The organism is Profundibacterium mesophilum KAUST100406-0324, assembly GCF_009835145.1.
Taxonomy (GTDB): Bacteria; Pseudomonadota; Alphaproteobacteria; order Rhodobacterales; family Rhodobacteraceae; genus Profundibacterium; species Profundibacterium mesophilum.
The window spans coordinates 42510-58346 of record NZ_APKE01000023.1 but is presented as its reverse complement, the minus strand read 5'-3'; the positions used below and the strand labels follow the sequence as shown (position 1 = coordinate 58346).

Genomic DNA, 15837 nt, shown 5'->3' with positions numbered 1-15837 from the left:
GGATTTGACGGCTTGCAGATCAAGGAAAATCGCTGCGCTGCAGCGCAAATCCGCTATGCGTCGCGCGCATGGTCCACAGGCTCAGTTCCGCTCCGCGCCCTGGCGCCTCTGGATGGCGAGTTCGTCGATGACGAAATCGCGGAAGGCGGAGATGCGCTTTGATTGCCGCAACTCCTCGGGATAGGCGAGGAAGACGGGCACCTCGGCGGATTCGACATCGGGCAGAACGCGCACGATACGCGGGAAATCCTCGATCACGTAGTTGGGCAGGACACCGATGCCGAGATTGGCCAGCGTCGCCTGGAGAACGCCGAAATAGTTGTTCACGGTGAGGGTCGAGGGGATCTTCTGCGTCATCAGCTCATGCACGAGCGTGGCGCCGGCGCTGACCTGGGCCGCGCCCATCTGCTGGCAGATCAACCTGTGCCGCGACAGATCGGCAAGGGTTTCGGGCAAGCCCCGCTCCTCGATGTATTCCGGTGTCGCGTAGAGGCGCATGCGCACTGTCATGAGCCGCTTGCGGATCAGGTCGGCCTGGCTCGGCTCCTTCATGCGGATCGCGAGATCGGCCTCGCGCATCGGCAGGTCCAATACCCGTTCCTCGAGCATCAGGTCGATCTTGAGATCGGGATATTTCTCGTAGAGCTTGGGCAGGCGGGGCGCCAACCACAGGGAGCCGAACCCGGTCGTCGTCGTCACCCGCAGCTCGCCGAACACCTCCTCTTCACTGTCACGTATGCGCGCAGAGGCGGCTTCGAGCCGGCGGGACATGGCTGAGGTGGCATCGTGCAGAAGCTCGCCCTGCTCGGTGAGAATCAGGCCGCGCGCATGGCGGTGAAAGAGGGTCGTGTCGAGCGATTCCTCGAGCGCCCGTATCTGGCGTGAGACTGCCGACTGGCTCAGATGCAGGGTATCGCCTGCTGCGGTCAGGCTGCCGGCATCCGCGACCGCGTGGAATATTCTGAGCTTGTCCCAGTCCATGAGGGTGTTTTCCGTCGTTTGGGCGTCGTTGGGCGATGGTTCGAGCGCGGATGGATACCGGTATTCCATGATATAAGGCAATCACCTAACCGAAATCTAACCGATCTAGAAATCTTTTGGTAGGTCACGCCCTTTGACCTATAATCGGCGCGACCACGACATTGCGGCGCTATTGGGAGGTAGAGCGGTATGCGGTTGGATGTGACGCTTCACGACAGGTTCGATCTGCAGAAGTCCCCCGTCCTGTTGAACGGAACGCAAGCCCTGGTGCGCCTCGTGCTGATGCAAAGGGCGCGGGACGCGGCGGCCGGATTGAACACGGCGGGCTACGTGACGGGGTATCGCGGCTCACCGCTCGGCGCAGTCGATCTGCAGATGGCCCGGGCACAGCCCCTTCTGAGCGCGGCGGACATCCTCTTCCAGCCGGGACTGAACGAGGATCTGGCCGCGACGGCCCTATGGGGCAGCCAGCAGGCCGAGCTTCGCGGCGAGGGCAAGCATGACGGCGTGTTCGGGCTCTGGTATGGCAAGGGGCCGGGCGTGGACCGCTCCGGCGACGTGATGCGGCACGCCAACATGGCCGGAACCTCGCCGCATGGCGGGGTGATCATGGCGATGGGGGACGATCATACCGGCGAGAGTTCGACGACGCTGCACCAGTCCGACTGGGCGATGGTCGATGCCTACATGCCGATCGTCTCGCCTGCGGGGGTGCAGGAAATCCTCGATTACGGTCTTTATGGCTGGGCCCTGTCGCGTTTCGCCGGTGTCTGGGTGGGACTCAAGACAATGAAGGACACGGTCGAGGCGACGAGCGTCGTCGAGGGCGATGCGAACCGGATGAGCTTCGTGCGCCCCCGGCTCGAACTGCCGCCCGGCGGGCTGAACATCCGGCTCGCCGACACGCCGCTCGCGCAGGAAGCGCGGATGATCGACCACAAGCGTTTCGCGGCAGAGGCCTTCTCGCGCGCCAATGGCATGGACAGGCGTGTCTGGGGCAAGCCCGGCGCGAAGATCGGCTTCGTCGCGGCCGGCAAGAACTGGCTCGACCTGGTGCATGCGCTCACCTTGCTCGGGATCGACGCGGACGAGGCCGAGCGGCTGGGGCTGACGAGCTACAAGGTGGGGCAGACCTGGCCTCTGGACATGGCCGGGTTTCACGACTGGGCCGAGGGGCTCGATCTGATCGTCGTGGTCGAGGAGAAGCGCAAGCTCATCGAGGTCCAGGTCAAGGAGGCCCTGTTCGATGACCGTGCGGGGCGACGCGTCTATGGCTGGCACAAGGGCGACGAGCATTCGGAGGGACGGCGCGAGGAATTCTTCCCCACCCGCTATGCGCTCGATCCGATCTTCATCGCGCAGAAACTCGGCGGGCTGCTGATCGAGGAAGGGCGGCGCACTGACCGGATCGAGGCGATGCTGGAGCGCCTGTTGGATGCCGCGCGCGGCGCCAATACCGAGGAGATTGCCGCGCGCCTTCCCTATTTCTGCTCCGGATGCCCCCACAATACCAGCACCAGGGTGCCGCAGGGCCACAGGGCCTATGCCGGGATCGGCTGCCACTACATGGTGCAATGGATGGACCGCGAGACGGTCGGTTTCACCCAGATGGGCGGCGAGGGGGCGAACTGGATCGGCGAGGCGCCCTTCTCCAGGCGCGCGCATGTCTTCCAGAACCTCGGGGATGGCACCTATAACCATTCCGGGGTCATGGCGATCCGGGCCGCGCTCGCCGCCGGCACGAACATCACCTTCAAGATCCTCTACAACGACGCCGTCGCCATGACCGGCGGGCAGGGCAACGAGGGCGGGCTCACCCCCGACCGCATCGCTCGCGAGGTCTCGGCCATGGGCGTGCGGGAGATCGCCGTGGTTTTCGACGAGAAGGAGGAGCCGGAGCGCGCCGATTTTCCAACCGGCGTCGCCTGGCATCCGCGCGCCGAGCTCGAACAAGTGCAGACCCGACTGGCCGAGGAGCCCGGCGTCAGCGCGATCATCTACGTGCAGACCTGCGCGGCCGAGAAGCGACGCAGGCGCAAGAGGGGCCAGTTCCCCGATCCGCAGACACGCGTTTTCATCAACACCGACATTTGCGAGGGCTGCGGCGATTGCGGCGTGCAGTCGAACTGCGTCAGCCTCGTGCCGGTCGAGACGGAGCTGGGCCGCAAGAGAGCGGTGGACCAGTCCTCCTGCAACAAGGATTACAGCTGCCTCAACGGCTTCTGCCCGTCATTCGTGACGGTCGAGGGCGGCCGGCCGCGCAAGGCCGCCGTCGCCGAGCTCGAGATCGGGGATCTGCCGCTGCCCGAACTGCCGAAGATCGCGGGAACCCATAACATCGTGATCACCGGCGTCGGCGGAACCGGGGTCGTGACCATCGGGGCGATCTTGTCGATGGCCGCCCATGTCGACGGCAAGGGGGCAGGCATGATGGAGATGGCCGGCCTGGCGCAGAAGGGCGGCGCGGTGCATATTCATTGCCGCATCGCCGAGAAGCCGGGCGATATCAGCGCGATCCGCGTGGCCACCGGTGAATGCGACGCGTTGATCGGGGGCGACCTGGTCGTCTCGGCGGGGCCCAGGACGCTCGGGCTGATGCGGCGGGAGAACGCGGGGGCCGTGGTCAACAGCCATGAGATCATCACCGGCGATTTTACGCGGGACACCGAGTTCAGGTTGCCGGCGGACCGCCTTGTCCTTGCGCTCGAACGGCGGGTGCCGGGACGGTTGCAGATTTTCGATGCCAGCGCGCTCGCCGGACGCCTCATGGGCGATACGATCTTTTCGAACATGATGATCTTCGGCGCGGCGTGGCAGCTTGGCCTGATCCCGGTCGGCTTGCCGGCGATAGAGAAGGCGATCGAGCTGAACGGTGCCGCCGTGGAGCGCAACCGCCGCGCCTTCGAGATCGGGCGCTGGGCGGCATTGCATCCCGAGGAGGTGCGCCGCCTCGGCGAGGATGCGCCCGGCATGGACATGCGCGATCTTTCGGGACGGATCGACTACAGGGTGGATCACCTCACCGCCTACCAGTCGCGCCGATACGCTGCGCGCTATCGCAAGCTGGTCGACGCGGTGTACGAAGACGCGGCGCTGCGCGAGGCGGTGGCGCTCGGCTATCACAAGCTGCTGGCCTACAAGGACGAGTACGAAGTCGCGCGGCTCCTGGCGCGCACGCGCGAAATGGTACGCGAATCCTTCGAGGGTGATGTCGGGCTGACCTTCCACCTCGCGCCGCCGGTGCTGGGCGCGAAATCCTCCGGCGGACGGCCAAAGAAGCGGCCCTTCGGTCCATGGGCCGAGCGACTCTTCCCGCTGCTCGCGCGCTTCAAGGGGCTGCGCGGCACGGGCTTCGATCCTTTCGGAAGGACGGCGGAGCGGAGGATGGAGCGCGCCCTGATCGCGCAATACGAGGCCGATATGCGGCCCCTTCTCGCGGCTCATGCCGAGGGGCGCCTGTCGCTCCAGGCGCGGGAAGCGGCGATCGAGCTCGCGCGCCTTCCCCTGGCGATCAGGGGGTTCGGCCCGGTCAAGCAAGCCGCCGAGGCAGCGGCCGCGAAGCGCCGCGAGACGCTTCTTTCCCGGATCGGCGGGAGCCCGGATGAGATGCTCACCGCGGCGGAATAGGCATTCGCGCACGTGTCTGCGCGCGCGCCGGCGCAGTGGACAACAGTCCTTACGTTGCCTATTGCAGATCGGGGCGGCCGGCGATCCCCGGTGGCCTTCCCATGGTCCCGCGCGGGCCCGGACAGGCGGAGAGAGCACGATGGCGGTAGGTATCTTCGACAGCGGATTGGGTGGGCTGACGGTCCTCGATGCGGTGGCCAAGCGCCTTCCCGATGTCCCGTTCGTCTATTTCGGCGACAATGCCAACGCGCCCTACGGCGTGCGCGACGCCGACGACATCTATGGGCTGACGACAGCCGCCACGCAGCGTCTCTTCGATGCCGGTTGCGACCTGGTGATCCTGGCCTGCAACACCGCGAGCGCGGCCGCGCTGCGCCGGATGCAGGAAAGCTGGGTTCCACCCGGCAAGCGGGTCCTTGGTGTCTTCGTTCCCATGATCGAGGCGCTGACCGAGCGTCAGTGGGGCGACAACAGCCCGCCGCGCGAGGTCAAGGTGAAGAACGTGGCGCTCTTCGCGACCCCGGCGACGGTAGCCAGCCGGGCCTTCCAGCGCGAGCTGGCTTTCCGGGCGATCGGGGTCGACGTGGAGGCGCAGGCCTGCGGCGGTGTGGTCGACGCGATCGAGGAGGGCGACCAGATCCTCTCCGAAGCGCTGGTGCGCAGCCATGTCGAGGCGCTCAAGCGCAAGATGCCCTCACCGGACGCGGCGGTGCTGGGCTGCACCCATTACCCCTTCGTGGAAGAGGTCTTTCAGGACGCGCTGGGCCCCGATGTCGAGGTCTACTCGCAGGCCCGTCTCGTCGCCGACAGCCTTGCCGACTACCTCGACCGCCATCCGGAGATGGTCGGCGGGGGCAAGGCGCGCTTCCTGACGACCGGGGACGTGCGCAAGGTTTCGGCACAGGCCACCCGCGTCCTGCGCCGCGAGATCAACTTTCAGCCGGCCTGACCTGCCGGCTTCCATCGAATATTTCCGGGAGACATCATGTCCCACAAGATCGCCATCCTCGGAGCGTCTGGCTATACCGGCGCCGAACTCGTCAGGCTCATCGCGACGCATCCCGATCTGCAGATCGCGGCGCTCAGTGCCGACCGGAAGGCCGGCGAGGAAATGGCTAGCGTCTTCCCGCACCTGCGCCATCTCGACCTTCCGCGCCTGGTGACGATCGACGAGATCGATTTCTCCGGCATCGATCTGGTCTTCTGCGCCCTGCCGCATGCCACGAGCCAGGCAGTGATCGCGACGTTGCCGCGTACGGTCAAGATCGTCGATCTGTCGGCCGATTTCAGGCTCCGCGATCCCGAGGCGTACAAAAAGTGGTACGGGAAGGCGCATGAGCAACCCGAGCTGCAGGCCGAGGCGGTCTACGGGCTCACCGAGTTTTACCGCGGCGAGATCCGCAAGGCGCGCCTCGTGGCGGGAACGGGCTGCAATGCCGCCACCGGGCAGTTCGCGCTTCGCCCGCTCATCGCGGCGGGCGTGATCGATCTCGACGAGATCGTCATCGACCTGAAGGCGGGGGTCTCCGGCGCGGGCCGCTCGCTGAAGGAGAACCTGCTCCATGCCGAGCTTGCCGAGGGGTGGCATGCCTATGCGGCCGGCAGTACCCATCGTCACCTCGGCGAATTCGACCAGGAGTTCAGTGCCCTCGCCGGACGCCCGGTCGAGGTGCAGTTCACGCCCCACCTGCTGCCGGCCAACCGCGGCATCCTGGCGACGGTCTACGTTCACGGAGAGCCTGAGGAGATCGACGCAACACTCCGGAAAGCCTACGAGAACGAGCCTTTCTGCGTCGTGCTGCCGATGGGCGATTTGCCATCTACCCGCCACGTGCGCGGCTCGAACTTCGTCCACCTTTCCGTTGTGCCCGACCGGCGCGCCGGACGCTGCACCGTCTTCGCCGCCCTCGACAACCTCACGAAGGGGTCATCCGGGCAGGCTTTGCAGAATGCCAACCTGATGCTAGGTCTCGATGAGACAATGGGGCTGATGGCGGCACCGCTCTTTCCCTGAGGAACGCGATGAAAAGTCTCAAGAAGAAGCGCCGTATCCAGATCATCGCGGTCGCGGTCGTGGCGCTGACCGTATCGACCGGGCTCATCGGCTACGCGATGCGGGACGGGATCAACTTCTTCAGGGCTCCCGCACAGGTCCTTGCCGAGCCCCCGTCGCCGAACGAGACGTTCCGCATCGGCGGGCTGGTGGAGGAGGGCAGCCTTCAGCGCGGCTCCGGCGAGACGGTCCGCTTCAAGGTGACCGACGGTGCCGCCAGCATTCCCGTCGCCTTCACCGGGGTGCTGCCCGATCTCTTTGGCGAAGGCGAGGGCATGGTCGGCACCGGACGCTACATCGACGGCACCTTCGTCGCCTCCGACATCCTTGCCAAGCATGACGAGACCTACATGCCCAAGGAAGTGATCGAGGCGCTCAAGGAGCAGGGCGTCTATCAGGAAGCGGACGCGGCGGTTCCCATTAATTAACGCCGCTCCTCGACCTTCGCCGGGCATATTGCCGCGAAGGAGCGTTCGCAATGTCCACCATCAGGAAGATCGCGGAAGGCATCCTTTCGCGCGAAGGCGGGTTCACGGATGACCCGGATGATCCCGGCGGGGCGACGCGTTTCGGGGTGACCCTCGGCACGCTTCGGCGTCTCGGACGTGATCTCGACGGCGACGGGACAGTCACCCGCGCCGATCTCATGCGCCTCGAGAAACACGAGGCGGTCGATATCTTCATCGCCCACTACTTCGAGGCGCCCGGTCTCGGGGCCTTGCCGGAAGCGCTGCATCCGACCGTCTTCGACATGCAGGTGAATGCCGGCGCCAATGCCATCCGCATCCTGCAGCGGCTCCTGTGCGAGATGGGGTTCACCGTGGCGATCGATGGCCGCATGGGACCGAGGACCGCCGCCGCGTCGGCCAGGGCGATGGCGGCCGCGCCGCGCCACCTCGTCGACGCCTACGGTATCGCGCGGCGCAACTACTATTACCGCCTAGCCGATCGCCGGCCGCCCTTGCGCAAGTTCGCAAGGCGGCGCGATGGCGGCAAGGGGGGCTGGATCCTTCGCGCCGAGACCTTCATTTCGCGGCGCTTCCATCTGAGCGCCCAGGAACATGGCGAAAGGGTAGCATCATGGGCTTGATCGACCGTCTTTTCAGTCTCGTCTTCTCGCCCCGCTCGGCCTTGCGCGAGACGGTCGAGGTGTTCCGCGAGAATGCGGAAGCCTCCGCTGTCCGCCGGGCCGCGGATGGCGCAGGCGCGCGCGCGCAGTTTGCCGCGGAGTTCAGAACCGAGGGAAGAAGCATGTTCGACCGCTTCATCGACGGGTTGAACCGCCTGCCGCGCCCCATGATGGCATTGGGAACCCTCGGCCTCTTCGTATCCGCCATGGCCGATCCCGCCTGGTTCTCGGAGCGGATGCGGGGCATCGCCCTGGTGCCCGAGCCGCTCTGGTGGCTTCTGGGGGCGGTGGTCTCGTTCTATTTCGGGGCACGGCACCAGGCGAAGGGACAGGCGTTTCAGGCCAGTGTGCTGCGCAATCTCGCTCGGGGGCCTGCGCCGCGTGCGGCACCGGACGATCCCGTGCCGGAGGGGCCTGTGCCTGACGGCCCCACCGCTCCCGGCCCCGCAAGCGGCGAGAGCAACGCCGCCCTCGCCGAATGGAGGCAGAAGCGTGGGCGGTAACGGCATCGTTGGTCTCGCGGCGGAGTATGGACCTTGGGTGATGCTGGTCTTCTACCTGCTCTACAGGGACATGCAGAAGGACGAGGTCGCGCGCGCCGCGCTCGAGCGCAACACGCGCGTGTTGTCGGAGCTGAACCTGCTGCTGCGCGAACGTCTTCCGAGGGGGTGAAGGTCATGTCGTTCAGAAAACTCATGCAGGTGGTCCCACACCTTATGGCGCGCCGCGGCCTCTCGCGGGTCAAGGGCGAGCTACCGGCAGCCGCGGCCCGGAACGAGGCCGCCGCCGGCGCGCTAGCGGACACCCTTGCGCGCCGCGCGCCTCCCGCGCCGCGCCGCGCGGCAAGGCGGCTCAAGCTGGCGAGCGGCTGAAACGGGCGGGGCGGGGGCGGCGAGGCCGGACAGGCAGGCCCGGCCCCGCCCCCGCCCGGCCCGAACCCACCCGGCGAAATGCACCTTCCTGCGCTGTAAGCCACTGATAGGGAGGCGGTTTCACTTTTGCGTTGGTGGATTGGCTAGATCGGCCGCGCACTGTAGTCTGCGGCCATGATAATCGAGCTTGGACATTTCGCCCTGATTCTCGCCCTGTGCACGGCGACGATCCAGATGATCCTGCCACTGATCGGCGCGTCGCGTGGATGGCCCGGATGGATGGAGGCCGCGAGGCCGGCGGCCACGGCGCAATGCCTGCTGCTGGTCTTCGCCTTCGGCGCGCTCACCTACGGTTTCGTGACCTCGGACTTCTCGTTGCGGGTGGTCGTGTCGAACTCGCATACTGCCAAGCCGATGCTTTACAAGATTACCGGCGTCTGGGGGAACCACGAGGGCTCCATGCTGCTGTGGTCGCTGATCGTCGCGCTCTACGGCGCCATGGCGGCCTGGTTCGGGGGCAATCTCCCCTCGACCCTGCGGGCGCGTGTGCTCGGCGTGCAGGGGGCGATAGGCATCGCCTTCCTGTCCTTCCTGATCTTCACCTCGAACCCGTTCGAACGACTGGCGGTCCCGCCCTTCAATGGCGAGGATCTCAATCCTCTGCTGCAGGATCCGGGCCTCGCCTTTCATCCCCCCTTCCTCTATCTCGGCTATGTCGGGCTCTCCATGTCCTTCTCCTTTGCCATCGCGGCGCTGATCGAGGGCCGGGTCGATGCCGCCTGGGGCCGCTGGGTGCGCCCCTGGACGCTCGCGGCGTGGCTGTTCCTGACCGTCGGCATCTCCCTGGGATCCTGGTGGGCCTATTACGAGCTTGGCTGGGGCGGATTCTGGTTCTGGGACCCGGTCGAGAACGCCTCGTTCATGCCGTGGCTTCTGGCGGCCGCACTCCTGCATTCTGCCATCGTCGTCGAGAAACGCGAGGCCCTCAAAAGCTGGACGATCCTTCTGGCGATCCTTGCCTTCGGCTTCTCGATGATCGGTGCCTTCATCGTGCGCTCCGGCGTGCTCACCTCGGTCCATGCCTTCGCGACCGATCCCGAGCGCGGCGTCTATCTGCTGGCGATCACAGGGGTTTTCATGGGCGGCGGGCTGATGCTCTATGCCGCGCGGGCAGGGGCGATGGAGGCGAAGGGCGTCTTCTCGACCTTGAGCCGCGAAAGCGCGCTCGTGGCCAACAACGTGCTTCTGGCCGTGGCCTGTTTCGTCGTCTTCATCGGCACGGTCTGGCCGCTGATCGCCGAGCTCTTCTTCGACCGAAAGCTCAGCGTGGGTCCCCCCTTCTTCGACGCGGCCTTCACGCCTTTCGCCGTGGCCCTGCTGGCGATCCTGCCGATCGGGGCGACGATGCCGTGGAAGCGGGCGCGCATTGGGCGGGTGATGCGGCCCCTTTGGGGCGCCATGGCGCTCAGCATCGCGGTGGGCGCGCTGATCTGGGTCATGCAGACCGGCGGCAACATGCTCGCGCCGGTGGGATCGGCGCTGGCGCTCTGGCTCCTGCTCGGGACGGTGATCGACCTATGGAGCCGCGGCGGACGCGGCGGGATCGGCACACGCCTGCGCCGTATCGCCCGGCTGCCGCGCGCCGACTGGGGCAAGGCGGTCGCCCATGCCGGCGTCGCGGTCACGGCCTTCGGAATGACGGCGCTTCTGGCGTGGGAGTCCGAGGATATCAGGATCGCGCGCGTCGGAGAGCCCTTCGAGGTGGCCGGCTACACCGTGACGCTGGACGAGGTCGAGGAGACCCGCGGGCCCAACTACTTCTCGACGATGGGACGGATGACGATCACGCGGGACGGGACGGAGATCGCCGTCCTGCGCCCCGAAAAGCGCATCTATCCGGTCGCGCGCGTGCCGACCACGGAGGCCGCCATCGACAGCACCGTTCTGCGCGATCTGTACCTTGTGATCGGCGATCCGCAGGATGACGGCGGCTGGACCGTGCGCACCTATGTGAAGCCCTTCGCGGGCTGGATCTGGGCGGGCTTCATCATCATGGCCCTTGGCGGCGTGTTGAGCCTGACCGACAGGCGGTTCAGGGTAGCCGCCGGCGCGGACCATCGCCGCAAGAGTGGCGGTGCACGCGCGGTGCCCGCGGAATGAGGCGCCTCGTCCTCGCCCTATGCCTTCTGGCCGGCCCGCTCTGGGCCGTCCAGCCGGACGAGATCCTCGACGATCCGGCGCTTGAGATGCGTGCGCGCGAGCTGAGCCAGGGGCTGCGCTGCCTCGTCTGCCGCAACGAGAACATCGACGAGAGCGACGCCGATCTCGCGCGCGACCTGCGCCTCTTGGTGCGCGAGCGGCTGGTCGCGGGTGACAGCAACGAGGAGGCGATGCGCTTCATCGTCGCCCGCTATGGCGAATACGTCCTGTTGCGCCCCGATACGAGCGGCTGGAACATGCTGCTCTGGATCGCGGGTCCGCTCGCGCTCTTGGGCGGATTGGGCGTCGCGGGCATGATGATCCGGGGACGGTCCCGCGCGCCAGAACCCGAAACGCTGAGCGACGAGGAGCAGGCGCGGCTGGACGATTTGCTCTCGCGCTGACGCGGCTTCCCGCTTTCCTCGCCGCGGCCCCGGCCTATGCTGGACGCAACTGTGGAGGAGGAACGGGAATGGATTACCGGACGATCGGTTTCACGGTCGAGGAAAACGTGGCGGTCCTGACGCTTCGGCGTCCCGACAAGATGAACGCGCTCAACAGCGAGATGCGCCGCGAAATCATCGACGCACTCGGACGCGGCGCGCAAGATGCGCGCGCGCTGGTTCTGACCGGGGAGGGGCGTGCCTTCTGCTCGGGCCAGGAACTCGGCGAGAACGGCGGCATGGAGAAAATCGATCTCGGCCGGGTTCTGCGCGAGGAATACGAGCCGATGCTGCGCGCGATCTATGACTGTCCGGTCCCGACCATATCGGCGGTCAACGGTCCTGCCGCCGGCGCGGGAGCCAATCTCGCGCTCGCGGCCGATGTCGTTATCGCGACCGAAAGCGCGAGCTTCCTGCAGGCCTTCACGCGGATCGGACTGATCCCCGATGCGGGGGGGACCTACTGGCTGCCGCGGCAGGTGGGCATGGCGCGCGCCATGGGGGCGGCGCTTTTCGCCGAACCCGTCACCGCGCGGCAGGCCGCCGATTGGGGAATGATCTGGGAAGCCGTTCCCGATGACGCGTTCGCTGCACACTGGAAAAGCCGGGCACGAAAGCTCGCCGCCGGGCCGACGCAGGCCTACGCACACGTGAAGACGGCTCTCAGAAGCTCTTTCGAGAACACGCTCGACGTGCAGCTCGATCTCGAGGCCGAATTGCAGGGTAAATGTGGAAAGACCGCTGATTTCGCCGAGGGCGTCGCGGCCTTTCTCGAGAAACGTCCGGCGCGCTACGAGGGCCGCTGAGACCGTGCCGTCCGCAGGGCGCCGTGCCCTGCGGATCGTGGACCCGCGCGGAGCACCCGCTCAGAGCATCGCATTGTAGGGGTCGAGCAGCGGGTCCTCGTCATCCTCGTCTTCGTCCCGGTCATGCTCGCAGCGATCCTCGTTCAGGATCGGTCCGTTCTTGAAGAGCCAGGCAATGATGTCCTCCTCTTCCTCATCACCGCGATGCGCGGTGTCCCCGTCGGCATCATCCTTGCCCGAAGGCTGACGGCCGTCGTCATCGCGCGCCTCGTGGGCGGGACGGGAAGGGGCACCGTGGCGATCCTCGTCGTCGCCATGGGCGTCGTGGTCGCGATCGTCCTCGTCCTCTTCGTCATGGTCATCGTCGTCATCCTCGTCATGCTTGGCGGCATATTTCGAGTCCGATCCATACTTTCCCCCGGGCCCATACTTGCCCTCCGGTCCGTATTTGTCATCGTCCTTGTCGTCCTTGTCGTCCTTGTCGTCCTTGTCGTCCTTGTCGTCCTTGTCGTCCTTGTCGTCTTCTTTTTTACGTGCCTTCTCTTCCTCCTCCTCCGCTTCCTCGCGGGCCTTTTCCTTCTCTGCCTTTTCCTTCTCCTTCTCCTTCTCCTTCTCCTTCTCCTTCTCCTTCTCCTTCTCCTTCTCCTTCTCCTTCTCTCCCTTTCGCGGCTTTTCTGCTTTCTCGGGTTTCGAGGCGGCGCGATCGGCTTCCGCGCGGTCATCCCGCACGTTTTCCGGCCTGTCGTCCTCTGCACCGCGCGGTGCATCCTCGTAGCCGTTCAGCAGGTCGCCCTCGTCCGCCGACACGGGCGGCGCCCCGTCGGAGGCCGAGGCGTAGCATTCTTCGATGCCCGGCGCGGTGCCGCCCATCTTCAACGATCCCTCGCGCCCCATGTCGATCTCCCCGACGGAGGACATCCGCACGCCCATATGCTGTCCGGCAATCATCTCGAGGCTGAGCGGGCGATCCTCATGCGAGATCACGAAGCTGGTGCTTTGGATGTCATCCTGGCCAGTGCCGGGAGTGCCGAGCGCGACACCGCCGTCGAAGGCACCGTATTCGGCGAGGATCGAGCCGTTGATGTTGGCGCCCCCTCCGAGATCGCTGATGCCGTCCTCGAGCAGGTCAACCTCGTGCACCATGTCACCCGAGACGCTCAGCCCGTCGAGAATGTCCTCGTCGGCAACGTCGAAGAAGAAGCCGCGCAGGTCGGCGGCAGAGCCTTCCTCCGTCTCCACATCCAGCGTCACCTCGATCCCTCCATCGGGCAGTTCGGTGAGGGTGACGAAGGTCGGCACGGGGCCGTCCATGGTGAAGTCCATGCTGCGAAGGGACCCTTGGGCGCCAACCATATGGGGCAGCTGCGTTGGTTCGGTCATGCGGCATCCTCGTTTCTGCGGGCGTCATTCCGCGAAACTGTCTGCCTTCCGATTCAGGCCCCTTTTGGTTCGGCTTGCGGCAGCCGGGCGGCATTGTTGCCGCCCGAGCCACTTTTCGCGGTGGGTGCCGCGATTATGCGTCATCCACCCGGCGCACCTCGACGGATTGATCCTGGAAGTTCGCCATGCCGAAGGTGGTCATGAAGGCGACATCCGCCGCGTCGCGCCCGACGCCGATCATCGCCATCTCGTCGGCCTTGGCCATCAGGGTCGCATCCACCAGGTGCCATGCTCCGCCAAGGTAGATCTCGGCCACTGCGTGAAAATCGGGCGGATCGACATCGGGGGCATAGACCGACGCAAAGCGGGCCGGGATCGCGCCGGCGCGCGCCAGCGTGATCATCACATGCGCGTAGTCGCGGCAGATGCCCTGGCGCTGGATAAAGCTGTCGGAGGCGCTGGTCTGTGCGTTGCTGCTTCCGGGCACATAGGAGAAATGCTCCGCGATCCAGTCGCGGATGGCCACGATACGCTTCCCGCCCGAGACTGTGCCGAACTCCGCCGCGACAAAGGACTGGAACTCGTCGGAGGGGCAGAACCGGGAAGGCATCAGGTACTTGATCGTATCGCCGGGCAGCTCGTGCACCGGGTTCTGTTCAAGCTTGGCAAGGTCAAGCGCCTCGCGCGTCACCTCGACCCGGGACTTGTAATCGCAGGTGAAACGGCCCTCGCCGCGCACCCAGACCCTGTCGCCGATATTCTCCTCGGCCGGGATGCGGCGAAAGTGATCGAGCGGACTGGTCCAGATCTGCGGATCGATGAGACGTTGATCCGGCAGGGGCGCGGCTTCGAGCTGCAGGAGGATGTCGGAGGGTGCGTTGAGCGTGTAGTCGAGCCGAGCCGTGATATCGAGGAGCATTTCCGCCCTTTCCTTGATGGCGCATCACAAGGAGAAACCGCCCCGGGGCGGGGCGGTTCCTTTGGATCGCGATGAGATCGGTCGCGGGGTCAGCGATTCTCGACATCCACGTAGTCGCGCGTCGTCGCACCCTGGTAGAGCTGACGCGGACGCCCGATGCGCAGCTGCGGATCGGAGATCTGCTCTTTCCACTGCGAGATCCAGCCCACGGTCCGCGCCACGGCGAAAATCGGGGTGAACATCGAGGTCGGAAAGCCCATCGCGTCGAGGATGATGCCGGAATAGAAGTCGACATTGGGGTAGAGCTTCTTCTCGGCGAAATACGGATCCTCGAGCGCGACGCGCTCCAGTTCCTTGGCAACCTGAAGCGTCGGGTTGTTCTCGATCCCGAGCAGATCGAGCACCTCGTCGGCGCTCTCCTTCATGACTTTGGCGCGCGGGTCGAAGTTCTTGTAGACGCGGTGTCCGAAGCCCATCAGGCGGAACGGATCGTTCTTGTCCTTGGCGCGGGCGATGAACTCGGGGATGCGGTCGGGCGTGCCGATCTCGCGCAGCATCTCGAGGCAGGCCTGGTTGGCGCCGCCATGCGCCGGTCCCCAGAGGCAGGCGATGCCGGCCGCGATGCAGGCGAAGGGGTTCGCGCCGGAGGAGGATGCCAGGCGCACCGTCGAGGTGGAGGCGTTCTGCTCGTGATCGGCATGAAGGGTGAAGATGCGGTCCATCGCCCGGCTCAGGATCGGATCGACGACGTAATCCTCGGCCGGAACCGAGAAGCACATGCGCAGGAAGTTCGACGCGTAGTCGAGATCGTTGCGCGGATAGACAAAGGGCTGGCCCACGGAATACTTGTAGGCCCAGGCGGCGATCGTCGGCATCTTGGCGATCAGGCGGATCGAGGCGACCTCGCGCTGCCAGGGATCGCCGATATCGGTGCTGTCGTGGTAGAAGGCGCTCATCGCGCCGACCACGCCGACCATGACGGCCATCGGATGCGCGTCGCGGCGGAAGCCCCTGAAGAAGTTCATCATCTGCTCGTGGAGCATCGTGTGATTGGTCACACGGCCCTCGAAATCCTCGAGCTGCTCGGCGGTGGGAAGCTCGCCATAGAGCAGCAGGTAGCACACTTCGAGGAAATGCGACTTGGCCGCCAGCTGATCGATCGGGTAGCCGCGGTGCAGCAATTCGCCCTTGTCGCCATCGATGAAGGTGATCGTGCTGTCGCAGGACGCGGTCGAGGTGAAACCCGGATCGTAGGTGAAGACATTGCCCTGCGCATAAAGCTTGCGGATGTCGATCACGTCAGGTCCGGCAGAGGGCGAGTACATCGGCAGTTCCAGTTCGGTATCACCGAAGCTCAACTTGGCCGTCTTGTCGCTTTGTGCCATTCGTAATCCCTTCCTGGACGGGTTCTCCGGCATATCCGGACCC

The 15837-nt window shown here is 65.8% G+C and carries 14 protein-coding genes; 10 read left to right on the top strand and 4 right to left on the bottom strand.

Annotation, left to right across the window (positions count from 1 at the left end; genetic code table 11):
- Positions 1-81: 81 nt before the first annotated feature.
- Positions 82-981 (bottom strand): LysR family transcriptional regulator, encoded by a 900-nt coding sequence (locus PMES_RS10000; protein ID WP_159965574.1) that lies wholly within the window; start codon positions 979-981, stop codon positions 82-84.
- 189 nt (positions 982-1170) lie between these two features.
- Between PMES_RS10000 and PMES_RS09995 the strand changes: the two genes are divergently transcribed.
- The 10 genes from PMES_RS09995 (at position 1171) to PMES_RS09950 (ending at position 12110) form a co-directional block, all read left to right on the top strand.
- Positions 1171-4608, top strand: a complete 3438-nt coding sequence (locus PMES_RS09995) for an indolepyruvate ferredoxin oxidoreductase family protein (RefSeq protein ID WP_159965573.1) — start codon at positions 1171-1173, stop codon at positions 4606-4608.
- A 139-nt stretch (positions 4609-4747) separates the two neighbouring features.
- Positions 4748-5557: a glutamate racemase gene (gene murI, locus PMES_RS09990; protein WP_159965572.1), complete on the top strand. Its 810-nt coding sequence runs from the start codon at positions 4748-4750 to the stop codon at positions 5555-5557.
- A 36-nt stretch (positions 5558-5593) separates the two neighbouring features.
- Positions 5594-6622 carry an N-acetyl-gamma-glutamyl-phosphate reductase gene (gene argC / locus PMES_RS09985; protein ID WP_159965571.1) on the top strand — a complete coding sequence of 343 codons (1029 nt, stop codon included), beginning with the start codon at positions 5594-5596 and terminating at the stop codon, positions 6620-6622.
- A gap of 8 nt (positions 6623-6630) precedes the next feature.
- A complete protein-coding gene (gene ccmE, locus PMES_RS09980) occupies positions 6631-7089 on the top strand; it encodes a cytochrome c maturation protein CcmE (protein WP_159965570.1) in 459 nt (152 codons plus the stop codon).
- 50 nt (positions 7090-7139) lie between these two features.
- Positions 7140-7751 (top strand): holin-associated N-acetylmuramidase, encoded by a 612-nt coding sequence (locus PMES_RS09975; protein WP_159965569.1) that lies wholly within the window; start codon positions 7140-7142, stop codon positions 7749-7751.
- Positions 7742-8293: a 3TM-type holin gene (locus tag PMES_RS09970; protein ID WP_159965568.1), complete on the top strand. Its 552-nt coding sequence runs from the start codon at positions 7742-7744 to the stop codon at positions 8291-8293. The genes PMES_RS09975 and PMES_RS09970 overlap by 10 nt, the downstream gene beginning before the upstream one ends.
- Complete coding sequence (locus PMES_RS09965; protein ID WP_159965567.1) at positions 8283-8462, top strand: hypothetical protein; 180 nt, start codon at positions 8283-8285, stop codon at positions 8460-8462. Before PMES_RS09970 ends, PMES_RS09965 begins: the two co-directional genes overlap by 11 nt.
- Positions 8463-8836: 374 nt before the next feature.
- Positions 8837-10822, top strand: coding sequence for a heme lyase CcmF/NrfE family subunit (locus tag PMES_RS09960; RefSeq protein WP_159965566.1), 1986 nt, complete (start codon positions 8837-8839; stop codon positions 10820-10822).
- Complete coding sequence (locus tag PMES_RS09955; protein ID WP_159965565.1) at positions 10819-11265, top strand: cytochrome c-type biogenesis protein; 447 nt, start codon at positions 10819-10821, stop codon at positions 11263-11265. Before PMES_RS09960 ends, PMES_RS09955 begins: the two co-directional genes overlap by 4 nt.
- A gap of 68 nt (positions 11266-11333) precedes the next feature.
- The gene (locus tag PMES_RS09950; protein WP_159965564.1) at positions 11334-12110 is read left to right on the top strand and encodes an enoyl-CoA hydratase-related protein; all 777 of its coding nucleotides are present in this window, start codon (positions 11334-11336) and stop codon (positions 12108-12110) included.
- Between the two features lie 60 nt (positions 12111-12170).
- On the opposite strand, the gene PMES_RS09945 is transcribed toward PMES_RS09950, so the two are convergent.
- The 3 genes from PMES_RS09945 to gltA form a co-directional block, all read right to left on the bottom strand.
- Complete coding sequence (locus tag PMES_RS09945; RefSeq protein WP_159965563.1) at positions 12171-13490, bottom strand: hypothetical protein; 1320 nt, start codon at positions 13488-13490, stop codon at positions 12171-12173.
- Between the two features lie 133 nt (positions 13491-13623).
- Positions 13624-14409: a transglutaminase-like domain-containing protein gene (locus tag PMES_RS09940; RefSeq protein WP_159965562.1), complete on the bottom strand. Its 786-nt coding sequence runs from the start codon at positions 14407-14409 to the stop codon at positions 13624-13626.
- Positions 14410-14498: 89 nt separating this feature from the next.
- On the bottom strand, positions 14499-15794 hold the full coding sequence (gltA, locus tag PMES_RS09935) for a citrate synthase (protein WP_159965561.1): 1296 nt from the start codon (positions 15792-15794) through the stop codon (positions 14499-14501).
- Between the last annotated feature and the right edge of the window lie 43 nt (positions 15795-15837).